Source organism: Neptunomonas sp. CHC150, from assembly GCF_030397555.1.
Taxonomy (GTDB): Bacteria; Pseudomonadota; Gammaproteobacteria; order Pseudomonadales; family Balneatricaceae; genus Neptunomonas; species Neptunomonas phycophila.
On sequence record NZ_JAPNXU010000008.1, the window covers coordinates 173,931 to 191,150 of the forward strand.

General features: G+C 46.7%; 17 protein-coding genes. 10 read left to right on the forward strand and 7 right to left on the reverse strand.

Features of this window, described 5'->3' with window-relative positions:
- The first annotated feature begins 7 nt into the window (after nucleotides 1–7).
- Both atpD and OW491_RS10095 read left to right on the forward strand, forming a co-directional pair.
- Nucleotides 8–1,384, forward strand: coding sequence for a F0F1 ATP synthase subunit beta (gene atpD, locus OW491_RS10090; protein WP_075174000.1), 1,377 nt, complete (start codon nucleotides 8–10; stop codon nucleotides 1,382–1,384).
- Between the two features lie 35 nt (nucleotides 1,385–1,419).
- Entirely contained in the window at nucleotides 1,420–1,845 is a 426-nt protein-coding gene (locus tag OW491_RS10095) for a F0F1 ATP synthase subunit epsilon (RefSeq protein ID WP_083610167.1), read from the forward strand.
- An 80-nt stretch (nucleotides 1,846–1,925) separates the two neighbouring features.
- Here OW491_RS10095 and OW491_RS10100 read toward each other — a convergent pair whose 3' ends face one another.
- Nucleotides 1,926–2,666, reverse strand: coding sequence for a helix-turn-helix domain-containing protein (locus tag OW491_RS10100; RefSeq protein WP_075174001.1), 741 nt, complete (start codon nucleotides 2,664–2,666; stop codon nucleotides 1,926–1,928).
- Nucleotides 2,667–2,780: 114 nt separating this feature from the next.
- Here OW491_RS10100 and glmU point away from each other — a divergent pair, with 114 nt between their 5' ends.
- The 4 genes from glmU to OW491_RS10120 all read left to right on the forward strand — a co-directional run bounded on the left by glmU (nucleotide 2,781) and on the right by OW491_RS10120 (nucleotide 7,349).
- Nucleotides 2,781–4,157, forward strand: coding sequence for a bifunctional UDP-N-acetylglucosamine diphosphorylase/glucosamine-1-phosphate N-acetyltransferase GlmU (gene glmU, locus OW491_RS10105; protein WP_290035843.1), 1,377 nt, complete (start codon nucleotides 2,781–2,783; stop codon nucleotides 4,155–4,157).
- Nucleotides 4,158–4,167: 10 nt separating this feature from the next.
- A complete protein-coding gene (gene glmS / locus OW491_RS10110; RefSeq protein WP_290035845.1) occupies nucleotides 4,168–5,994 on the forward strand; it encodes a glutamine--fructose-6-phosphate transaminase (isomerizing) in 1,827 nt (608 codons plus the stop codon).
- Nucleotides 5,995–6,606: 612 nt separating this feature from the next.
- The gene (locus tag OW491_RS10115) at nucleotides 6,607–6,780 is read left to right on the forward strand and encodes a DUF1328 domain-containing protein (RefSeq protein ID WP_075174004.1); all 174 of its coding nucleotides are present in this window, start codon (nucleotides 6,607–6,609) and stop codon (nucleotides 6,778–6,780) included.
- Between the two features lie 107 nt (nucleotides 6,781–6,887).
- Nucleotides 6,888–7,349, forward strand: coding sequence for a PA2169 family four-helix-bundle protein (locus OW491_RS10120; RefSeq protein WP_075174005.1), 462 nt, complete (start codon nucleotides 6,888–6,890; stop codon nucleotides 7,347–7,349).
- Nucleotides 7,350–7,429: 80 nt separating this feature from the next.
- Here OW491_RS10120 and OW491_RS10125 read toward each other — a convergent pair whose 3' ends face one another.
- The 4 genes from OW491_RS10125 to OW491_RS10140 all read right to left on the reverse strand — a co-directional run bounded on the left by OW491_RS10125 (nucleotide 7,430) and on the right by OW491_RS10140 (nucleotide 11,936).
- The gene (locus OW491_RS10125) at nucleotides 7,430–8,806 is read right to left on the reverse strand and encodes an aminotransferase class III-fold pyridoxal phosphate-dependent enzyme (protein ID WP_290035847.1); all 1,377 of its coding nucleotides are present in this window, start codon (nucleotides 8,804–8,806) and stop codon (nucleotides 7,430–7,432) included.
- A gap of 25 nt (nucleotides 8,807–8,831) precedes the next feature.
- Nucleotides 8,832–9,590 carry an SDR family NAD(P)-dependent oxidoreductase gene (locus OW491_RS10130; RefSeq protein WP_290035848.1) on the reverse strand — a complete coding sequence of 253 codons (759 nt, stop codon included), beginning with the start codon at nucleotides 9,588–9,590 and terminating at the stop codon, nucleotides 8,832–8,834.
- 9 nt (nucleotides 9,591–9,599) lie between these two features.
- On the reverse strand, nucleotides 9,600–10,340 hold the full coding sequence (locus OW491_RS10135; protein ID WP_215151549.1) for a sulfite exporter TauE/SafE family protein: 741 nt from the start codon (nucleotides 10,338–10,340) through the stop codon (nucleotides 9,600–9,602).
- A 126-nt stretch (nucleotides 10,341–10,466) separates the two neighbouring features.
- The gene (locus tag OW491_RS10140) at nucleotides 10,467–11,936 is read right to left on the reverse strand and encodes a PLP-dependent aminotransferase family protein (protein WP_215151550.1); all 1,470 of its coding nucleotides are present in this window, start codon (nucleotides 11,934–11,936) and stop codon (nucleotides 10,467–10,469) included.
- 203 nt (nucleotides 11,937–12,139) lie between these two features.
- Between OW491_RS10140 and tauA the strand changes: the two genes are divergently transcribed.
- From tauA to OW491_RS10155, 3 genes are all read left to right on the forward strand, one after another.
- Entirely contained in the window at nucleotides 12,140–13,168 is a 1,029-nt protein-coding gene (gene tauA / locus OW491_RS10145; protein WP_277252469.1) for a taurine ABC transporter substrate-binding protein, read from the forward strand.
- Nucleotides 13,169–13,261: 93 nt separating this feature from the next.
- Entirely contained in the window at nucleotides 13,262–14,107 is an 846-nt protein-coding gene (locus tag OW491_RS10150; RefSeq protein ID WP_075174011.1) for a taurine ABC transporter ATP-binding protein, read from the forward strand.
- Complete coding sequence (locus OW491_RS10155) at nucleotides 14,107–15,072, forward strand: ABC transporter permease subunit (RefSeq protein ID WP_290035849.1); 966 nt, start codon at nucleotides 14,107–14,109, stop codon at nucleotides 15,070–15,072. Before OW491_RS10150 ends, OW491_RS10155 begins: the two co-directional genes overlap by 1 nt.
- Here the strand turns inward: OW491_RS10155 and OW491_RS10160 are convergent.
- Both OW491_RS10160 and OW491_RS10165 read right to left on the reverse strand, forming a co-directional pair.
- Entirely contained in the window at nucleotides 15,069–15,500 is a 432-nt protein-coding gene (locus tag OW491_RS10160; RefSeq protein WP_075174012.1) for a helix-turn-helix domain-containing protein, read from the reverse strand. The genes OW491_RS10155 and OW491_RS10160 overlap by 4 nt on opposite strands.
- A gap of 3 nt (nucleotides 15,501–15,503) precedes the next feature.
- Nucleotides 15,504–16,388, reverse strand: coding sequence for a class I SAM-dependent methyltransferase (locus tag OW491_RS10165; protein WP_290035851.1), 885 nt, complete (start codon nucleotides 16,386–16,388; stop codon nucleotides 15,504–15,506).
- Between the two features lie 129 nt (nucleotides 16,389–16,517).
- Here OW491_RS10165 and OW491_RS10170 point away from each other — a divergent pair, with 129 nt between their 5' ends.
- On the forward strand, nucleotides 16,518–17,174 hold the full coding sequence (locus OW491_RS10170) for a cation transporter (protein WP_290035852.1): 657 nt from the start codon (nucleotides 16,518–16,520) through the stop codon (nucleotides 17,172–17,174).
- The last annotated feature ends 46 nt before the right edge of the window (nucleotides 17,175–17,220 follow it).

The following is a 17,220-nucleotide window of genomic DNA, read 5'->3' on the forward strand; positions in this document are numbered from 1 at the left end:
TCCGAACATGAGTAGCGGACAAATTGTTCAGATTATCGGCGCGGTAGTCGACGTGGAATTCCCACGTGACAGCGTACCGAAAATTTATGACGCGCTGACCGTATCAAAATCCGGTCTAACGCTAGAAGTTCAGCAGCAGCTGGGTGATGGTGTTATACGTGCGATCGCTATGGGTCAGACTGAAGGTCTGAGCCGTGGTTTAGAAGTAGCAAATACTGGCGCTCCAGTTTCTGTACCAGTAGGTACAGCGACACTGGGTCGTATCATGGACGTGCTGGGTAACCCAATTGATGAAGCGGGCCCTATTGGTGAAGAAGAGCGTATGCCTATTCACCGTAAAGCACCGTCTTACGCTGACCAAGCAGCATCTAACGAGCTGTTAGAAACAGGCATCAAGGTAATCGACCTTGTATGTCCGTTCGCGAAGGGTGGTAAAGTTGGTTTGTTCGGTGGTGCCGGTGTAGGTAAAACCGTCAACATGATGGAGCTTATCCGTAACATCGCGATCGAGCACTCTGGTTTCTCTGTATTCGCAGGTGTTGGTGAGCGTACTCGTGAAGGTAACGATTTCTACTACGAGATGAAAGAGTCCAACGTATTGGACAAAGTATCTCTCGTATACGGTCAGATGAACGAGCCACCGGGTAACCGTTTACGTGTTGCTTTGACTGGCTTGACGATGGCTGAGAAATTCCGTGACGAAGGTCGTGACGTACTGTTGTTCGTCGATAACATCTATCGTTACACATTGGCAGGTACTGAGGTATCAGCGTTGCTAGGCCGTATGCCTTCAGCGGTAGGTTACCAGCCAACGTTGGCAGAAGAGATGGGTGTTCTTCAAGAACGTATCACCTCGACTAAAACTGGCTCTATCACTTCTATCCAAGCGGTATACGTACCTGCGGATGACTTGACTGACCCATCGCCAGCAACAACGTTCTCTCACTTGGATGCAACGGTTGTATTGTCTCGTCAAATCGCTGAGCTAGGTATCTACCCTGCGATCGACCCACTTGACTCTACATCTCGTCAGCTAGATCCATTAGTGATTGGTACTGAGCACTACGAGACTGCTCGTCAGGTTCAGAACGTATTACAGCGTTACAAAGAGTTGAAAGACATCATTGCGATCCTAGGTATGGACGAGTTGTCTGAAGAAGATAAGCAAGTGGTAACACGTGCTCGTAAGATTCAGCGTTTCTTGTCTCAGCCGTTCTTCGTAGCTGAAGTCTTCACAGGTGCGCCAGGTAAGTACGTTTCTCTGAAAGACACTATCCGTGGATTTAAAGGCATTTTGGCTGGTGAGTACGATTCACTACCAGAACAAGCTTTCTACATGGTTGGTGGCATCGACGAAGCGATCGAAAAAGCCAAGAGCATGTAAGCGTCTGGTTTAGAAACCTTTAAGAGGTAAGAAACATGGCTATGACTGTTCATTGCGATATCGTAAGCGCTGAAGAAGAGATCTTCTCAGGTCTAATCGAGTTCGTATCAGTAACAGGTAGCCTGGGTGACTTGGGTGTATACCCAGGTCACGCTCCGCTTCTAACGGAACTGAAACCAGGCCCTGTCGAACTGCGTAAGCAGGGCGGCGAAAAGGATATCTTTTACGTTTCTGGTGGCTTTTTAGAAGTACAGCCACATAAAGTAATCGTTTTAGCTGATACTGCATTGTATGGTGCAGACTTGGATGAAGCGGCTGCAAAAGAAGCGAAGAAGCACGCTGAAGAAGCAATGGCTGATAAGCAGAGTGACTTTGAATATGGTCGCGCTGCTGCTCAACTTGCAGAATCAGCCGCTCAGTTGCGTACGATCCAAGAGATTCGTGCAAAACTAGGTAGGTAATCTGACGTCGTATATGACTCATCTAAAAAAGGCAGCTTAGGCTGCCTTTTTTGTGTCTGGGGCTTACTCAATTAGCGCTATTATAAAAGTTGCCATAGCGTATCGAAGATAATTTGTTGAGTGGCGGCGACTTCCTGCGAATCAATCACAACAGCGGTAGGGTAGTTATTATTCGCTAACGAGATAATTGCACACTTGGGCGGATAAATGGCTATATAAGCGGCATCGGCTTTATCGGATGTTTTTATCCACTTTCGTTCTGACAAATCGGCATCTTCACCACCTTCGCCAATCGCTATAACACTGACTGATATCCCCTTTGCTACACGTTGAGCTGTGTAGTTAGGAAAAGGACGATATAAGTGTGAGCGAATAGGGCGGGACGAAAAAACGGAATAATGCCGTTGGCTCGAAGCTGATACGCTGCTTAAAATATCGCGTAGTACAAATTCAATACCATCATCGCCTTCATAAAATTGTACATCGGAGATACGCAATTCAGGTTTTAGATGGTTAAGTTCTGGGATAATACTGGTCTTTAATTGGTGTACCGCCTGCTCAAGCTCTAATTGGCGCTGTTCTGCTAGCTGCATGAGCACTGAGGGATCACGTGGGGAAAATAAACGGCGTTTCCCTTTGGGTAGATAACTCACTAAGCCTTTTTGTAACAAGTTTTTGAGGCAATCGTATGTAGTCCCTCGATTAATACCCGCTTTTTCAGCAATGGCACGTATGGGGCTAGCGCCTAACTCTAAAAGGGCTCGATATATCTGTATTTCTCGATGTTCAAGACCGAGTTGTTCCAATGCTTTAATGTTCATTTGTCAAAATTTTCCTGACAAAAAGGATTGTATCTAAAGCTACATCCTATAGCATCGCCAACATAGAACCAAATAATGTCAAAAAAACATATTCATTTATAAACAGGACCAGTAATGACAACGGATATTGTAATTTTAGCCGCCGGGCAAGGAAGCCGAATGAAGTCTGCTTTACCAAAAGTGCTACACGCTGTCGGCGGAAAACCCATGGTAAAACATGTGATAGATAATGCTCGTCAATTAGGTCAAGCCCGTGTACATGTAGTGATAGGCCACGGGGCCGAGCAGCTAAAAGAACAACTATCTGATGAATCATTGTCATTCGCCGTACAAGCGGAGCAACTGGGCACAGGGCATGCCGTGGCGCAAGCCGTGCCTGATTTGGCCGATGATAGCGTTACGCTCATTTTGTATGGGGATGTACCGCTGACACAACCAGAAACAATGCAAAAGCTGGTGAATGCGGCCCACACGGGAGCGCTGGGTTTATTAACAGTAAAACTTGAAAACCCAACTGGCTATGGCCGTATCGTTCGCGCTAAAGGGACCGATGAGGTGATCGCTATCGTTGAGCAGAAGGATGCCTCTAGCGATGAATTACAGATCAACGAGGTAAACACCGGCATTATGGCGGTACCCACTAGCCTGCTCCGTAAATGGCTGCCAGCGCTTTCTTCAAACAATGCCCAAGGTGAGTATTACCTGACCGATATTATCGCTATGGCGGCTTCTGAGGGCGTAAGAATAGACGCTCAGCACCCTAGTTGTGAGCAAGAAGTACAGGGCGTTAATAACCGCGTGCAATTAGCGCAGTTAGAGCGCTGGTATCAATTGCAGCAAGCTGAACAATTAATGCTCAGTGGCGCAACCTTGGCTGATCCAGCACGCGTTGATGTTCGAGGTTCGGTTGATGTCGCTGGTGATGTGTTAATAGACATTAATGCTGTTTTTGAAGGGCGAGTTGTACTCGAAACCGGCGTAGTGATCGAGCCAAATTGTGTATTGAAGAACGTCACTGTCGGTAAAAATACCCGTATAAAAGCGAATAGTGTCCTCGAAGACTCAACCATTGGAGAAAGTTGCGATATTGGTCCCTTTGCTCGTATTCGACCAGGAACGGATTTAGCGAAGGGCGCTAAAATTGGCAATTTTGTAGAAACCAAAAAAGCCATTATAGGCGAGGGCTCTAAGGTAAATCATTTATCCTATATCGGTGATGCGATCATAGGGAAAAACAGCAATATTGGTGCGGGAACCATTACCTGCAACTATGATGGCGTTAATAAATCGGCTACCCATATCGGAGATAATGCGTTTATTGGATCTAACACTGCTTTAGTGGCACCGGTCAGTGTTGGAAATAGTGCGACCATTGGTGCGGGGTCTACCGTGACTAAATCTGTAGCTGATGACACTCTGAGTGTAGCGCGTGCGAAACAGGTTATGTTGAGCAACTGGCAACGTCCTGTCAAAAAAGCTAAGGAAAGCTAAGGAGAACCTTATGTGTGGAATCGTTGGAGCAACAGCAGAACGTTCGGTGGCCGGTATCTTACTCGAAGGGTTAAAACGCTTAGAGTACCGTGGGTATGATTCAGCGGGCATGGCAGTATGGGACGGAGCGTCGATTAATCGTTTGCGCCGAGCAGGCAAAGTACAAGCGTTAGGTGATGCGCTAGATGAGCTAGGCTTACCTGGTAGTACGGGTATTGCTCATACGCGCTGGGCAACACATGGCAAGCCTGTTGAGCATAATGCCCACCCTCATATGTCGGGTAATCAGGTGGCGGTTGTTCATAATGGAATTATCGAAAACTTTGAACGCCTCAAAAGTGACCTTAAAGAGCACGGATACGTATTTACATCGGATACTGATACCGAAGTAATCGCTCACTTACTTGATAGGTCAGTTAAATCGGGATCCGATTTGGTCACTGCTGTTAAGCAAACGGTAGGTTCATTGGAGGGTGCGTTTGCTTTAGGAGTGATGCACCAGAGCAACTCTGGCGAAATAGTGGCTGCACGTAAAGGTAGTCCGTTGGTCATTGGTGTAGGAATCGGCGAGAACTTTATTGCCTCAGACCAACTTGCTTTACTGCCGGTAACTGACCGATTTATCTTCTTAGAAGAAGGCGATATCGCTCATCTTACACGCGAAGAAATAGTGATTTGGGACAAGAGCGGTCAGTTGGTAGAGCGGCCTATTTCTCGCTATGAGCATGGTGTAACTGCCGCTGATAAAGGCGGCTTCAAACACTATATGCTTAAAGAAATCTACGAGCAGCCATCGGTTACGCTAGCGGCTTTTGAAGGGCGTATCAATGACGGCCTTGTTGATGAATCTGTGTTTGGTGAGCAAGCGACAGCCATCTTTGATCAAGTAAAACAGATCCAGATCATTGCGTGCGGAACCAGTTATCATGCCGGCATGATTGCCAAATACTGGATGGAAAGCCTCGCGGGTATACCTTGTCATGTTGAAGTGGCCAGTGAATATCGTTACCGCTCGGTGGTGATTCAAGAAGGGACTTTATTTGTCTCCATATCGCAGTCAGGCGAAACCGCCGATACCTTGGCAGCGCTGCGAGATGTGCAAGATCAGATCTTAGCCAGTTTAACAATCTGCAACGTGCCGGGTAGCTCTCTTGTACGTGAGTCTGACCTAAACTTGATGACTAAAGCTGGGCCTGAAATTGGCGTGGCATCGACTAAAGCGTTTACCACACAGTTAGTTGCGCTATTGCTGACAACAATCGTACTCGGTCGCCGTTTTAAGCTAACAGAAGACAAAGAGCGTGAAATTGTATTGGCGTTAGCCGAGCTTCCCTCGCTAATAGAGCGCTCGATTGCGATGGATGGAGCCATTGAGTCTATGTCGCAGTCCTTTGCAGAAAAACACCACTCGCTGTTCTTAGGTCGAGGAACCCTGTATCCCGTTGCCATGGAAGGAGCGCTAAAGCTCAAAGAAATCTCCTATATCCATGCCGAGGCCTACCCGGCAGGTGAATTAAAGCATGGACCGCTGGCGCTGGTTGATAAAGACATGCCTGTTGTTGCTGTTGCTCCGCAAAATGACATGCTTGATAAGCTTAAAGCTAACTTACAAGAAGTCAGCGCTCGGGGCGGTGAGCTATTCATCTTTGCCGGAAGTACGCAAGATGTGCAGCCAGGTGAAGGTATCCATGTGTTGGGTATGCCAAGCATGCCGCAAATATTAGAACCCATCGTATACACAATCCCGTTACAGTTGTTGTCGTACCATGTGGCCGTGTTGAAGGGAACGGATGTAGACCAGCCTAGAAACTTGGCAAAAAGTGTCACCGTGGAATAAAGTCTGATTTATAAAAAAATATTTCTCGGCGTATTATAGTCTGATACTTTCTCGCCTCCTGTTAGCTATAGCGATACAGCAGGAGGCGAATACGATGGATAACTCCGTTAATTCGATCTTACTAAAATAATGCCAATCATAACGGCACGATGTGGCTGTTATTAAATCGAAGCTCTTTAGTTTTTTATCCTGCTGTTCCCTGCAACAAAGTAACTGCGAACGCTAGCCAGTTACGCCGTTTAGTCACACAGATAATAACGGTGCTTGTTAAAGAATATAAAAACCATCTAAAAATGATTAATACTTTAGTGCGTTTGACGGGCGCGTATAGTCAATGAGCGACACTCGGAAATTATTACCGGTTATTGGTTAAATTTTTCCGAATATTCTTTTATGAAAAATAAATAAAAAAGTATTTTATAAATTAAGTGATTGAATTAAATAGAAAAAATAAAACTGGCACGAAAATGGCTATATCTCTAGTAATTAACGGAATTAATTCTACGGACACGAACCTAGAGTTAGTTAGCCAACCTAATAGAGGCTCGTTAATAGTCAGTTTAACTGACTGTATTAATAGAAGTACCTATTAATTATTGCGGAGGATTCGCTATGTTACGCTGGGCTTTAACATTTTTTGTAGTTGCTATTATTGCAGCTGTTTTAGGATTTGGTGGTATCGCTGGTGCTAGTGCAGGTATTGCTAAAATATTATTTTTCGTCTTCGTTGTGCTGTTAGTCGTTTCACTAGTATCACACGTTCTTCGTGGTAAGCCTCCTGTATAAACAGGAGCTCCACACCCTATGTTACACCAGCGGCAGTAAAGCCGCTGGATAGCATTAAAAGTTTAAAACTCCATGTACGTTTAATTAATTTAAGTAGGAGAAAAACTATGTCTATGTTTGGAACTCATGATAGCCGTCTTGTTAACGATATGATTTCAGTATGTCACGATGGCAAAGCTTTTTATAAAGACGCCGCTAAAGAGGTTAACTCCCCTCAATTGAGTGCTTTATTTACTGAAATGGCTGATATCCGAGCCTCAATTGAAAAGGATTTGCAGTCTACCGTGTCTTCGATGGGCGAAGAGCCAAGTGAAAGTGGCACATTAATTGGTAAAATGCGCAAAACTTACACCGATGTTATGTCTAACCTGTCAGATGAGACAGACTATCGATACGTTGCTCAGCTTGAAGAAGCCGAAGATGATGCATTAGAAACCTTTAAAGAGTCTGTAGAAAAACTGGAAGACCCATTGCTAACATCGCGCCTATCAAGCCATGTCGATGCCATTCAGCTGACACATAACCGCATGCGGGATCTTAAACACACGATGAAAGATACTCGTCATTAATACTCACAGGTAAACCTCAATGGACAGAGGTCCACAAAAAAAGGCTCGTAATGAGCCTTTTTTATGTGCGTTAAAGACGGTTACAATGTTACTTTTGCGAAAACGCGATCCAGAATATTGAGAATATCCTCTATTTGCTCTGCAGTGATGCACAAAGCCGGGCTCATATTAAGAATGTTGTTAAAGGTTTCAAAGCTACGATTAGTGCGACCTATTAATAGACCTGCCTCTTTACAGGCATTTACAATTTGAATCGCTACCGCTTCGTCGACCGGCTCTTTAGTTTCGCGATTAAGTACCAGCTCAATACCGCAAAATAAGCCCTTGCCCCGCACATCTCCAATCATCGGGTATTTTTCTTTCAAGGCGTGTAAACCCTGCAGTAAAACTTCACCTAGATGAGCACAGTTAGCAATCAAACCTTCTTCTTCAATAATATTAAGATTAGCCAATGCTGCCGCTGGCCCAGCCAAGCAACCACCATAGGTAGAAATGTCTCGGAAAAAGCCCAGTTTATCGCCGTTATCTTCCTGCAACATTTGGTAGACAGCATCTGTTGTCACAGTACAGGAGATGGCCGCATACCCCGACGCAACACCCTTTGCCATAGTGACGATATCCGGCTGAATGCCGTAATGTTGGTAGCCAAACCAGGCTCCCGTTCGACCTAAACCGCACACGACCTCATCAACAATCAACAAAATGTCGTATTTGCGGCAAATCCGCTGAATTTCGGCCATATACCCTTCTGGAGGTAAAATTACACCACCGCCAGCGGTAATAGGCTCAATGATGACGCCACCCACAGTGTCCGGGCCTTCTTGTAGAATAACCTCCTCCATTAACTGCGCGGCTTTAATACCGTAATCTTCTACATCCCCAAATTGGCTGCGGTATTCAAAGCAGTGCGGAAATTCCACAAAGTCTGGCACAAACGGTCCAAAATGATCGCGACGTTGGGATTGGCCTGTAGCGCTCAATGCCGCAATGGTAGTGCCATGGTAGTCACGCTCACGGTATAAAATTTTGCGTTTTTTCCCACCATATTTTTTATGAGAGATTTGGCGAACCATCTTAAATGCTTTTTCGTTTGCCTCAGAACCCGAGCTAGAATAAAAAACTTTGCCCATCCCCGGCATTTTTTCCAGCAGACGGCTCGCAAAAACCGCTGCCGGTTTGCTCGCCATTGAACCAGCAAAGTAATTCAGCTCCATTAGCTGCTCGCTAATGGCATCTACTATCGCCTTGCGACCATAACCGACATTTGTCACCCAAACCCCGCCGGCGGAAGCATCGAGATAGCAATTGTCATCGGCATCCCATAAGTGCAGACCTTCCCCTTTGACATACAAAGGCATTCCTTTTTCAGCCGCCGCTGCCGGTGTTAAATGGTGCCATACATGTGCTTTATCCATCGTATGGACTTGTTCATTGGTGTATTCGCTGTACTGAGACATAATTTTGACCTCCTAACTTGGTTCGTTATTGATCGCGCTTGACGGCAAATGGCGACCAACTTTGACTAACTGGCATAATTTCTAATGTGTTTATGTTGAGATGAGCGGGTAACTGCGCTAGCCACAACAAGGTGTCGGCTATGTCATCGGGTTGAATGGCGTGCGCACCTTTATACAAATTATCGTATGCCTCTTGGTCCCCACCGGTGCGAACCAACGTGAATTCACTTTCAGATAAGCCTGGTGCTAAACAGCTAACACGAACGCCAGTGCCTGCTAGATCGCAGCGCAATGACAGCGAAAACTGCTCTACAAATGCTTTGGTTCCGCAATACACGTTACCGCCGGGGTAAGGCCAGTTAGCCGCAATGGAGCCAATGTTGATGATGCTGGCTCCGCGACCTGTTTCGATGAGTTTAGGCAAGAGCGCATGCGTGACGGTGGTTAGCCCTTTGATATTAGTGTCGATCATGGTGTGCCATTGTGCTAAGTCACACGCTTGTGCAGGCTCTGTTCCCAAGGCCAACCCCGCGTTATTGATTAATACATCCACTTGGTTAAAAGGTGCTGCTAAGCCGGAAAAGGCTGCCTGAACCGCTTCGGTGTCACATACATCCAACACTAGCGTTAAAACAGACGTCTGAGCTAGCTCATCTTTAATTTGTGCTAATCGTTCTTCGCGACGTCCCGTCAGAACTAAATTCCAACCCGCGGCAGCAAAGCGCCGAGCGGCTGCTAATCCAAAACCTGAAGTAGCCCCTGTAATCACGGCTGTCTTATTCATGTAAACTCCTTATGACGTCAGTAGTTGTTGGCTGCTGTAAAATAAAGTCACGACAGACAACAGCGTTAAAATAGGTAAGGCGATAGTGCGATACGTTTTTGGTGGACGACGAGTAAAGCACCAGTGACCACATTGCACACCCGCTACCGCTGGTATGAGCAAGAGTAAAACGGGCTTCCAGATGGATAAATCAACCGCATCTGACAGCAACAATAAAGCGATAGAGACGATGTCCGTACAGGCCAAAAAAACGACGACGGTGGCGCGTTGTACTAATGCATTTTGTGCGGTGCTCATGAGGTAGCAAATCAAAGGTAACCCGCCAACAGACGCCGCTGCGGTAAAGCCCCCCGAAATTCCCCCGACAATACGTGTATAAGCAGCACGCTCTTTAATTTTGAAGGACGGTGAAAAAAACAGGCCAACCGCCATTAAAAGGATTAACCCACTAATCAGTATTTTAAGGGGCTGATCGGGTATAAAAAGCAACATTGAAAGCCCAATCGGGATCCCTGCAACGGCGCCCAGAGATAGATTTTTTACCATCGTCATATCGGCATGGCGGCGCACACTGGGTAATAAGCGCACAGCGCTAATCACATCAATAAATAGTGTAACGGGCACACTCATCTGAGCTGGCCAAATCAAGTTAAGCCCTGAAATGGCAATCGCTGCAAAGCCGAATCCGGTATAGCCACGTACAATTGAGGCTAAAAAAACGATAACACACGCAATTTCAAAATGAGGCATGGTAGCTCCAACTCTCCGCGTAAACGCACTGGTTTGAAGTCAACAGGTGCCTCAAGCCGTGGAGTTAAGGTAGAGGGGAACTACCTGCTGGCGATAGTGCCAGCATGCAGGGAAAGTAGTACCAGATTATAAAAATGCGTCGAAAGTGCGCTTTAAAGCCTGAATACCAGGCTCAATTTTGTGGTTTGCGATGGCCGAAAAGCCCAAGCGGAAATAATGGTTAGGTGGTTCTGGTTGGCTAAAATGTACGGCACCCGGCTCAATTAAAATACTATTTTTAGCCGCCGCCCACGAGACGGCTTCGGTATCAACACCTGGCGGGGCAGATAACCACACAGACGTCGCTCCTGAGGTAATTTCCGTAGTTTTCATTTCGGGTAAATGTCGATCAATGGCGCTTGCCATACGTTCTAGTTTAGAGGCGTTGAGTTCGCGGATCTTACGTAAATAGGTATCGTAGTATCCCAAGGACAAAAAGAGGGCTACTTGTCGTTGGTTATTAACCGGCGGATGACGATACATCAAACGGCGCAACGAACGAACTTCGGAAATGAGCTCTTCATCTGCCACCATAAAACCCATCCGTAAGCCCGGCGAGATAGACTTAGACATACTGCCAATATAAATCACTCGATTTTCCGTATCACGAGCCTTTAACGCTGGCTTAGGCGTTTTCTGCATATTAATTTCGGCATCGTAATCATCTTCAATAATGACAACATCATGCGCCGACGCCATCTCTAATAGCGCCTGACGACGCTCTTCTGATAATTCTGCGCCCGTAGGCACCTGATGGCTGGGTGTAACATAAAGATAATCACAGGCTTGTAGTCGCTCATCGACAATAATTCCGTCTTCATCAACAGGTTGAAGGTGTAGGTCCGTATCAAACTGAGCAAAGATGTTATGCGCGTCTCTAAAACCTGGGTCCTCTAAACCAACACGGGTGTCACGGTTACACAACAAGTTAGCCAGTAGGTAAAGGGAATTTTGGGTGCCGATCGTGATAATAATTTCATTAGGTTCGGCATAAATCCCACGGCGCGGTAACAAGCGTGTTCGCAGTTGTTCAATCAGCATCGGGTCGTCAGAGTCAACCAAGTCATTAATCCAATACTTATTCCAACGACCGGACATACTTTTACGCGCGCAGTCGCGCCATTGTTCTAGCGGGAAAAACTCATGCTGTACCTGTCCATAGATAAAAGGGTACTCAAAACCCAACCAGTTATTGGGTTTAACAATATTAGGTTGGTCACTGGGATGTTTCTTAAACCGTTGGTGCCAGTTTAGCGAAGTGGACGAGTCAGCATGCACTGTTTTGGTGCCTATCGCTTCAGAAACTTGATACGTGTTAGTAACAAAATAACCTTTTCTTGGTCGGGATTCGATAAAGCCATTGTCCACTAGGCTCTCATAGATCAAAACCACCGTATTACGGGAGATGCCCAGCATACTAGCCAAGCGGCGCGAAGACGGCAGGGCTTTATCCACTGGTAGGCAGCCCGACAAAATCAAGTCGACGAGGTGCTCCCGGACTTGATCTTGCAAGGTGCGTTCAGGATCAAACTCAATATGTAGGTAATGTTCTAGCACTGCCAATACGCCTATTGTTTAAGGTTTGCTCCAAACTGAAGCAAAAAATACACCATACGCGTCAACTGGACTGACGCTTTAAGGTAACTGGATCTATCCCATCGATGTCCACAGCTCCTAAGGTAATTGCAAGGAAACACCAACACCTATTTTAGCGTTAATTTTTGCTTACTTAATGACCTTGACCGCTCAGGAGAAACATCATGACCGTAAAACAGATTACACACTGTATAAAAAAAGCCGCCGCACTATCACTGGCAACCGGTATTTTATTCTCTCAAATGGCCAGTGCTGACGATACGATCACTATTGGTTACCAAGGAATGATGAACCCATGGAAAGCTGTCATTGCTGAAAAGCAGTTAGAAAAAGCAACGGGTAAAGACATTGAGTGGCGCCGGTTTGATTCCGGAGCAAAAGTTATTACAGCCATGGCCTCTGGTGATATTGATATCGCAACCGCCGGCTCCAGCCCTATTGCCGCGGCCGTTAATCGTGGTCTAGAGATCGAGCTGGTTTGGATCCTCGAAAACATCAATGAAGCCGAAGCACTCGTCGTACGCGATGGCAGTGGCATTATGGCTCCGCAAGACCTTAAAGGTAAAAAACTAGGCGTCCCATTTGTATCCACAACACACTTCCACGCTCTCTTTGCGCTGGAACAATTCGGCTTAAGTGATGACGATGTAAAGCTTATCAATATGCAGCCTAATGCGATTGCAGCGGCATGGGAACGTGGCGACATTGATGGCGCTTTTATCTGGGATCCCGTATTAGGCCGCATCAAAGATTCTGGTCGCGTATTGATCACATCTGGCGAGCTCAGCAACTGGGGTAAGGCTACCTTTGACGGAATGGTTGTCGATAAAAGCTTTGGCCAAGAGAACCCTGAGTTTGTCGCGCAATTGATTAAATTGATTGCCGATGCTGACGAAACCTACCGCACCACAAAAGATAGCCTGACAGCTGACACACCTATGATCAAAGAAATTGCAGAAATGACGGGTGGAAATGCAAATGACGTAGCTGGCGTTTTGGCCTTGTACCAATTCCCAGACTTAAAAGCGCAAACGAGCTGCGTATGGTTAGGCTGCGGAGCTGAAGGCGGGGCGGCTAAAGCTCTGCAATTCACTTCCGAGTTTCTTAAAGAGCAGGGCAAAGTACCGAGCTTAGCTGACGACTACAGCGTGTTTGTTAATGCCTCTTTTGCAGAAGCCGCTAGCAAACTGTAACCGCATCAGAGCCATCCAGCGAGGCGTGTTGATGGCTCTGCATAATAACCTTTAAGCCATGACTACCTGCCAGACAGTTAACAGGAGAACGATATGAGTCGTTTACAAATTCATGATGTTTCCGTGCGCTACCCCGGAATGAACGGTGGTGAGACAGTAACCGCTCTTTCTGATATCAATTTTACCATCGAACCCGGGGAGTTTGTTGTCGCCTTAGGGGCATCAGGTTGCGGTAAAACGACACTTCTCAACTTGATGGCGGGTTTTATCCAACCCAGCGATGGTTATCTCACACTTGGACAAAGTGGAATAGCCGGATTACCTCGGGTTGCTTGTGGGTTAGACCTAGACGATCAAATTACAGGTCCAGGTAAAGATCGAGGTGTCGTGTTCCAAAAGCACGCGCTGCTACCTTGGCTCAACGTTCTAGATAACACTGCGTTTGGTCTTAAATTACAGGGTTTTAGCTTAAAAGAGCGAAACGAAAGAGCCGCTGAGTTTTTACAACTGGTTGGCCTGCAAGACTTCCACAAACACCCGGTGTACCAGCTCTCTGGCGGCATGCAGCAGCGGGTAGGGATAGCCCGCGCACTGACGAATGATCCGCAAATGCTGTTACTTGATGAACCCTTAGGTGCCCTAGACGCACTCACCCGAGAAGTCTTGCAAGAACTGTTATTGGATGTATGGAAACAAACACAAAAAATGATGTTCTTCATTACACACAGTGTAGAAGAGGCCTTATTTATGGCTTCCCGCTTGATTATTATGTCACCCCGCCCCGGGCGCATTACTCACGAGTTCTCGCTGAACTTTAATCAAATTTTTCTCGAATGTCGTGATGCTCGCAAGGTTAAATCCTTGCCAGAATTCATCGCAATGCGCGAGCAAGTGCTCAGTATCATTCATGGCGATGAAGCCGAAGGAGGGTTGCACTAATGGAATCTACAACACCCGTTATGACAACCATGCGGTCTTACGAACGAGACGCCGCAATTAAAAATTCCAAAGAGAATGTAAATAAAGGCAATCAAAAAGCAATGAATGCTCCACCCGTTGCCAAACCGACACTTGCCCAACGTTTTCTATCAATATTTGCCGCAGGCCCTGTAAAGCCCGGTGAATCTTACGGGGCACCCGGCCAAGGTAAGAGCCTAGCTATTAGCATCGCAACCGCCTTAGTGTTGATTGGCTTTTGGTATATTGCTACGTACTTACAATGGGTTAAGCCGCTTTTTTTGCCTTCGCCAGGTGCCGTTGTTGCACGTTTTTGGGAGGTTGCTACCGAAGGGTTTGCTAACGCAACGCTGCTAGAGCACACCGGTTGGAGTATGATGCGTGTGTTTTCCGCCTTCATTTTAGCGGCGTTAACAGCTATCCCCATCGGAATCTTTATGGGCGTTAACCGCGTTGCTCGAGGCTTATTTGATCCCATCATTGAGTTTTATCGCCCATTACCACCGTTGGCTTATTTGCCACTGGTTATCATTTGGCTGGGTATTGGCGAGGTGTCTAAAGTTGTCCTTATTTACTTAGCTATTTTTGCACCTATGGCTCTGAGCGCGCGTGCAGGTGTGAAATCCGTGGCGATTGAACAGATACACGCCGCTTTCTCAATGGGGGCTAGCCGCTGGCAGGTTATCCGTCACATCATCCTGATCAACGCCATGCCAGAAATTCTAACGGGTATGCGAATTGGCATCGGTTTTGGCTGGACAACCTTGGTCGCTGCCGAAATGGTCGCCGCGCAAGCAGGTTTAGGTTTTATGGTGCTCAATGCCGCTGAGTTTTTGGTAACTGATGTTGTCATTATGGGGATTATTGTTATCGGTATAATCGCCTACCTATTCGACATGCTGATGCGCTACGGCGAGAAAAAGCTAGTTCCTTGGAAAGGACGCTAAAGCGCTTTATGATCGGTTTCGCATAAGTCATGATCCGCCAGTACCTCAAGGATGCGGCACTGGTGGTTTTTCTCATAATGGCAATCTTCAATCATGCTCACCAATTCAGCTTCAACCGCTTGTAAGCGTTTAATCTTATCCCTAACGTCTAACAAGTGTTGCTGGGCAATGGTGTCGGCTTCGATATGATCTCCATAACAACAACCGTTTAACTGCCTCAGTTTTTGTATCTCTGTTAAATCAAACCCTAATGCACGAGCATGACGAATAAAGCGCAATGTCGTGACATGTTTATCGGTGTAACGCCGTTGATTGCCTTCGGTGCGGGTTGCCGGTTCTAGAAAACCGCGTTCTTCATACCAGCGTATAGTTGAGACTTTGCAGTCAGCTAGTTTTGATAACTGACCTATCGCGTAAAACTTAGCCATAAGCTATCCCTCTTTATGAATAAAGATCATCACTTTAAGGCCATCGTCTGGGCTTTTTTCTTGAACAACCTCAGGCCGCTCTAGCGTTTCGACATGCACTAACTGGGGCGCCTCTTCGGCAACGGCATCCAATATAAACTGACGCCCCAACCACGGAGCGTTTAGACATAACACGGCAACCCCTTCTTTTTTCAGTAACGTAGGTAACTGACGAATAATGCGCGGGTAGTCTTTCTCTACTAAAAAGCTACCTTTTTGCATAGACGGAGGATCAGCAATCACCACATCATAAGGCCCCAGTTTGCGTAATTTACCCCAGGATTTAAATAAGTCATGGCCTAAAAAGCGCACGCGTTTGTCATCTAACCCATTCAAGCGTAAATTCGCTCGGCCGGTGCTTAATGCCGATTTACTCATATCCAGATTCACGACAGAAGCCGCGCCACCGGCCATTGCGGCAACAGCAAAGCCACAGGTGTATGAAAACAGGTTCAACAGGTGTTTGCCTTGAGCTCGCTCACGTACCCAATCACGCCCGTTAGCCATATCTAGAAATAAACCAAAGTTTTGGTGCGTACCAATGTCCACATGGTAGCGCAGGCCATGCTCTTGGATCTCGCTCGGGCACTGCTCGTCGCCCCAAATATGCCTAACAGGTGCTTTAGGCTGATCCCGCTCTTGAAGGTAAATGCCTTCCACCAACGGCTCAGCGCTAAGCAGTTCAACCAGTGCCCCGAGTTGATCTTCGGTTAAAGGCGAGTACGCAACGATCAACATAATAGGAGGTAGCCACTCAATATTGAATGATTCAGCGCCTTCTACACAATGGCCTCGTCCGTGTACAACGCGCCGAGCTTGCTGATCTAAAGATGGCAATGTGATGTTCATTCGATATTTGGCCTTAAAAAAAATACATATTTTAACGCGCTGCCCCTTGAACCTCTAGTCGCTAGAGATTTTAAACTAGACCTAATCGATAGTTATCTCACTGAAAAAGGCGATGAATAAGGAGCGACCATGGCACAAAATTGCTGCGCAAATACCGAATTTACCGGTCTAGACCCTGCTTACAAACGCATTCTATGGATCATTATTGCAATCAACGGCCTGATGTTTGGTGTCGAAATGATCGCGGGCATCCAGGCACAATCGCAAGCCTTACAAGCAGATGCTTTGGATTTTTTAGGCGATACACTCAGTTACGGCATTAGCTTATGGGCCATTGGGAAATCAGTGACAATCCGCAGTAATGCGGCACTGTTCAAGGGGCTAAGCCTTACACTCATGGCTATTTGGGTACTGGGAAGCACGATCTATCGCGTCTTTGTCCTCAATAGCCCACAGCCCATCACAATGGGGAGCGTGGCTGTCGCGGCTTTTGCAGCTAACGTATTGAGTGTCCTATTGTTAATGCGTTACAAAGACGGTGATGCGAACGTCCGCTCGGTCTGGTTATGCAGTCGCAACGATGCCATCGGCAATTTGGTGGTTTTATGTGCGGCTGGAGCCGTTTGGTGGTTAGGCAGTGCATGGCCTGATTTGTTGGTCGCCGCTATCATGGCCGGCTTATTCCTCTCATCGGCTTGGCAGATTACTCGCCAAGCCCTGAAGGAAAAACGCGATGCGGCGTTAGCCTGCTCGTCAGAGCCTAAAAAAGACACCTGCTGCTCGTAATGGCTATAGGAGCGACCAACTTCGCGCCATAAAAAAGCCCCGCGTT

Excerpts from the sequence above, each read along its gene's own strand:
- OW491_RS10100 (WP_075174001.1), bottom strand. The coding sequence starts at position 2,666 with ATGAACATTAAAGCATTGGAACAACTCGGTCTTGAACATCGAGAAATA.
- OW491_RS10095 (WP_083610167.1), top strand. The coding sequence starts at position 1,420 with ATGGCTATGACTGTTCATTGCGATATCGTAAGCGCTGAAGAAGAGATC.
- OW491_RS10155 (WP_290035849.1), top strand. The coding sequence starts at position 14,107 with ATGGAATCTACAACACCCGTTATGACAACCATGCGGTCTTACGAACGA.
- OW491_RS10115 (WP_075174004.1), top strand. The coding sequence starts at position 6,607 with ATGTTACGCTGGGCTTTAACATTTTTTGTAGTTGCTATTATTGCAGCT.
- glmS (WP_290035845.1), top strand. The coding sequence starts at position 4,168 with ATGTGTGGAATCGTTGGAGCAACAGCAGAACGTTCGGTGGCCGGTATC.
- OW491_RS10120 (WP_075174005.1), top strand. The coding sequence starts at position 6,888 with ATGTCTATGTTTGGAACTCATGATAGCCGTCTTGTTAACGATATGATT.
- OW491_RS10130 (WP_290035848.1), bottom strand. The coding sequence starts at position 9,590 with ATGAATAAGACAGCCGTGATTACAGGGGCTACTTCAGGTTTTGGATTA.
- OW491_RS10165 (WP_290035851.1), bottom strand. The coding sequence starts at position 16,388 with ATGAACATCACATTGCCATCTTTAGATCAGCAAGCTCGGCGCGTTGTA.
- OW491_RS10160 (WP_075174012.1), bottom strand. The coding sequence starts at position 15,500 with ATGGCTAAGTTTTACGCGATAGGTCAGTTATCAAAACTAGCTGACTGC.
- OW491_RS10170 (WP_290035852.1), top strand. The coding sequence starts at position 16,518 with ATGGCACAAAATTGCTGCGCAAATACCGAATTTACCGGTCTAGACCCT.
- tauA (WP_277252469.1), top strand. The coding sequence starts at position 12,140 with ATGACCGTAAAACAGATTACACACTGTATAAAAAAAGCCGCCGCACTA.
- OW491_RS10125 (WP_290035847.1), bottom strand. The coding sequence starts at position 8,806 with ATGTCTCAGTACAGCGAATACACCAATGAACAAGTCCATACGATGGAT.
- OW491_RS10150 (WP_075174011.1), top strand. The coding sequence starts at position 13,262 with ATGAGTCGTTTACAAATTCATGATGTTTCCGTGCGCTACCCCGGAATG.
- glmU (WP_290035843.1), top strand. The coding sequence starts at position 2,781 with ATGACAACGGATATTGTAATTTTAGCCGCCGGGCAAGGAAGCCGAATG.
- OW491_RS10135 (WP_215151549.1), bottom strand. The coding sequence starts at position 10,340 with ATGCCTCATTTTGAAATTGCGTGTGTTATCGTTTTTTTAGCCTCAATT.
- atpD (WP_075174000.1), top strand. The coding sequence starts at position 8 with ATGAGTAGCGGACAAATTGTTCAGATTATCGGCGCGGTAGTCGACGTG.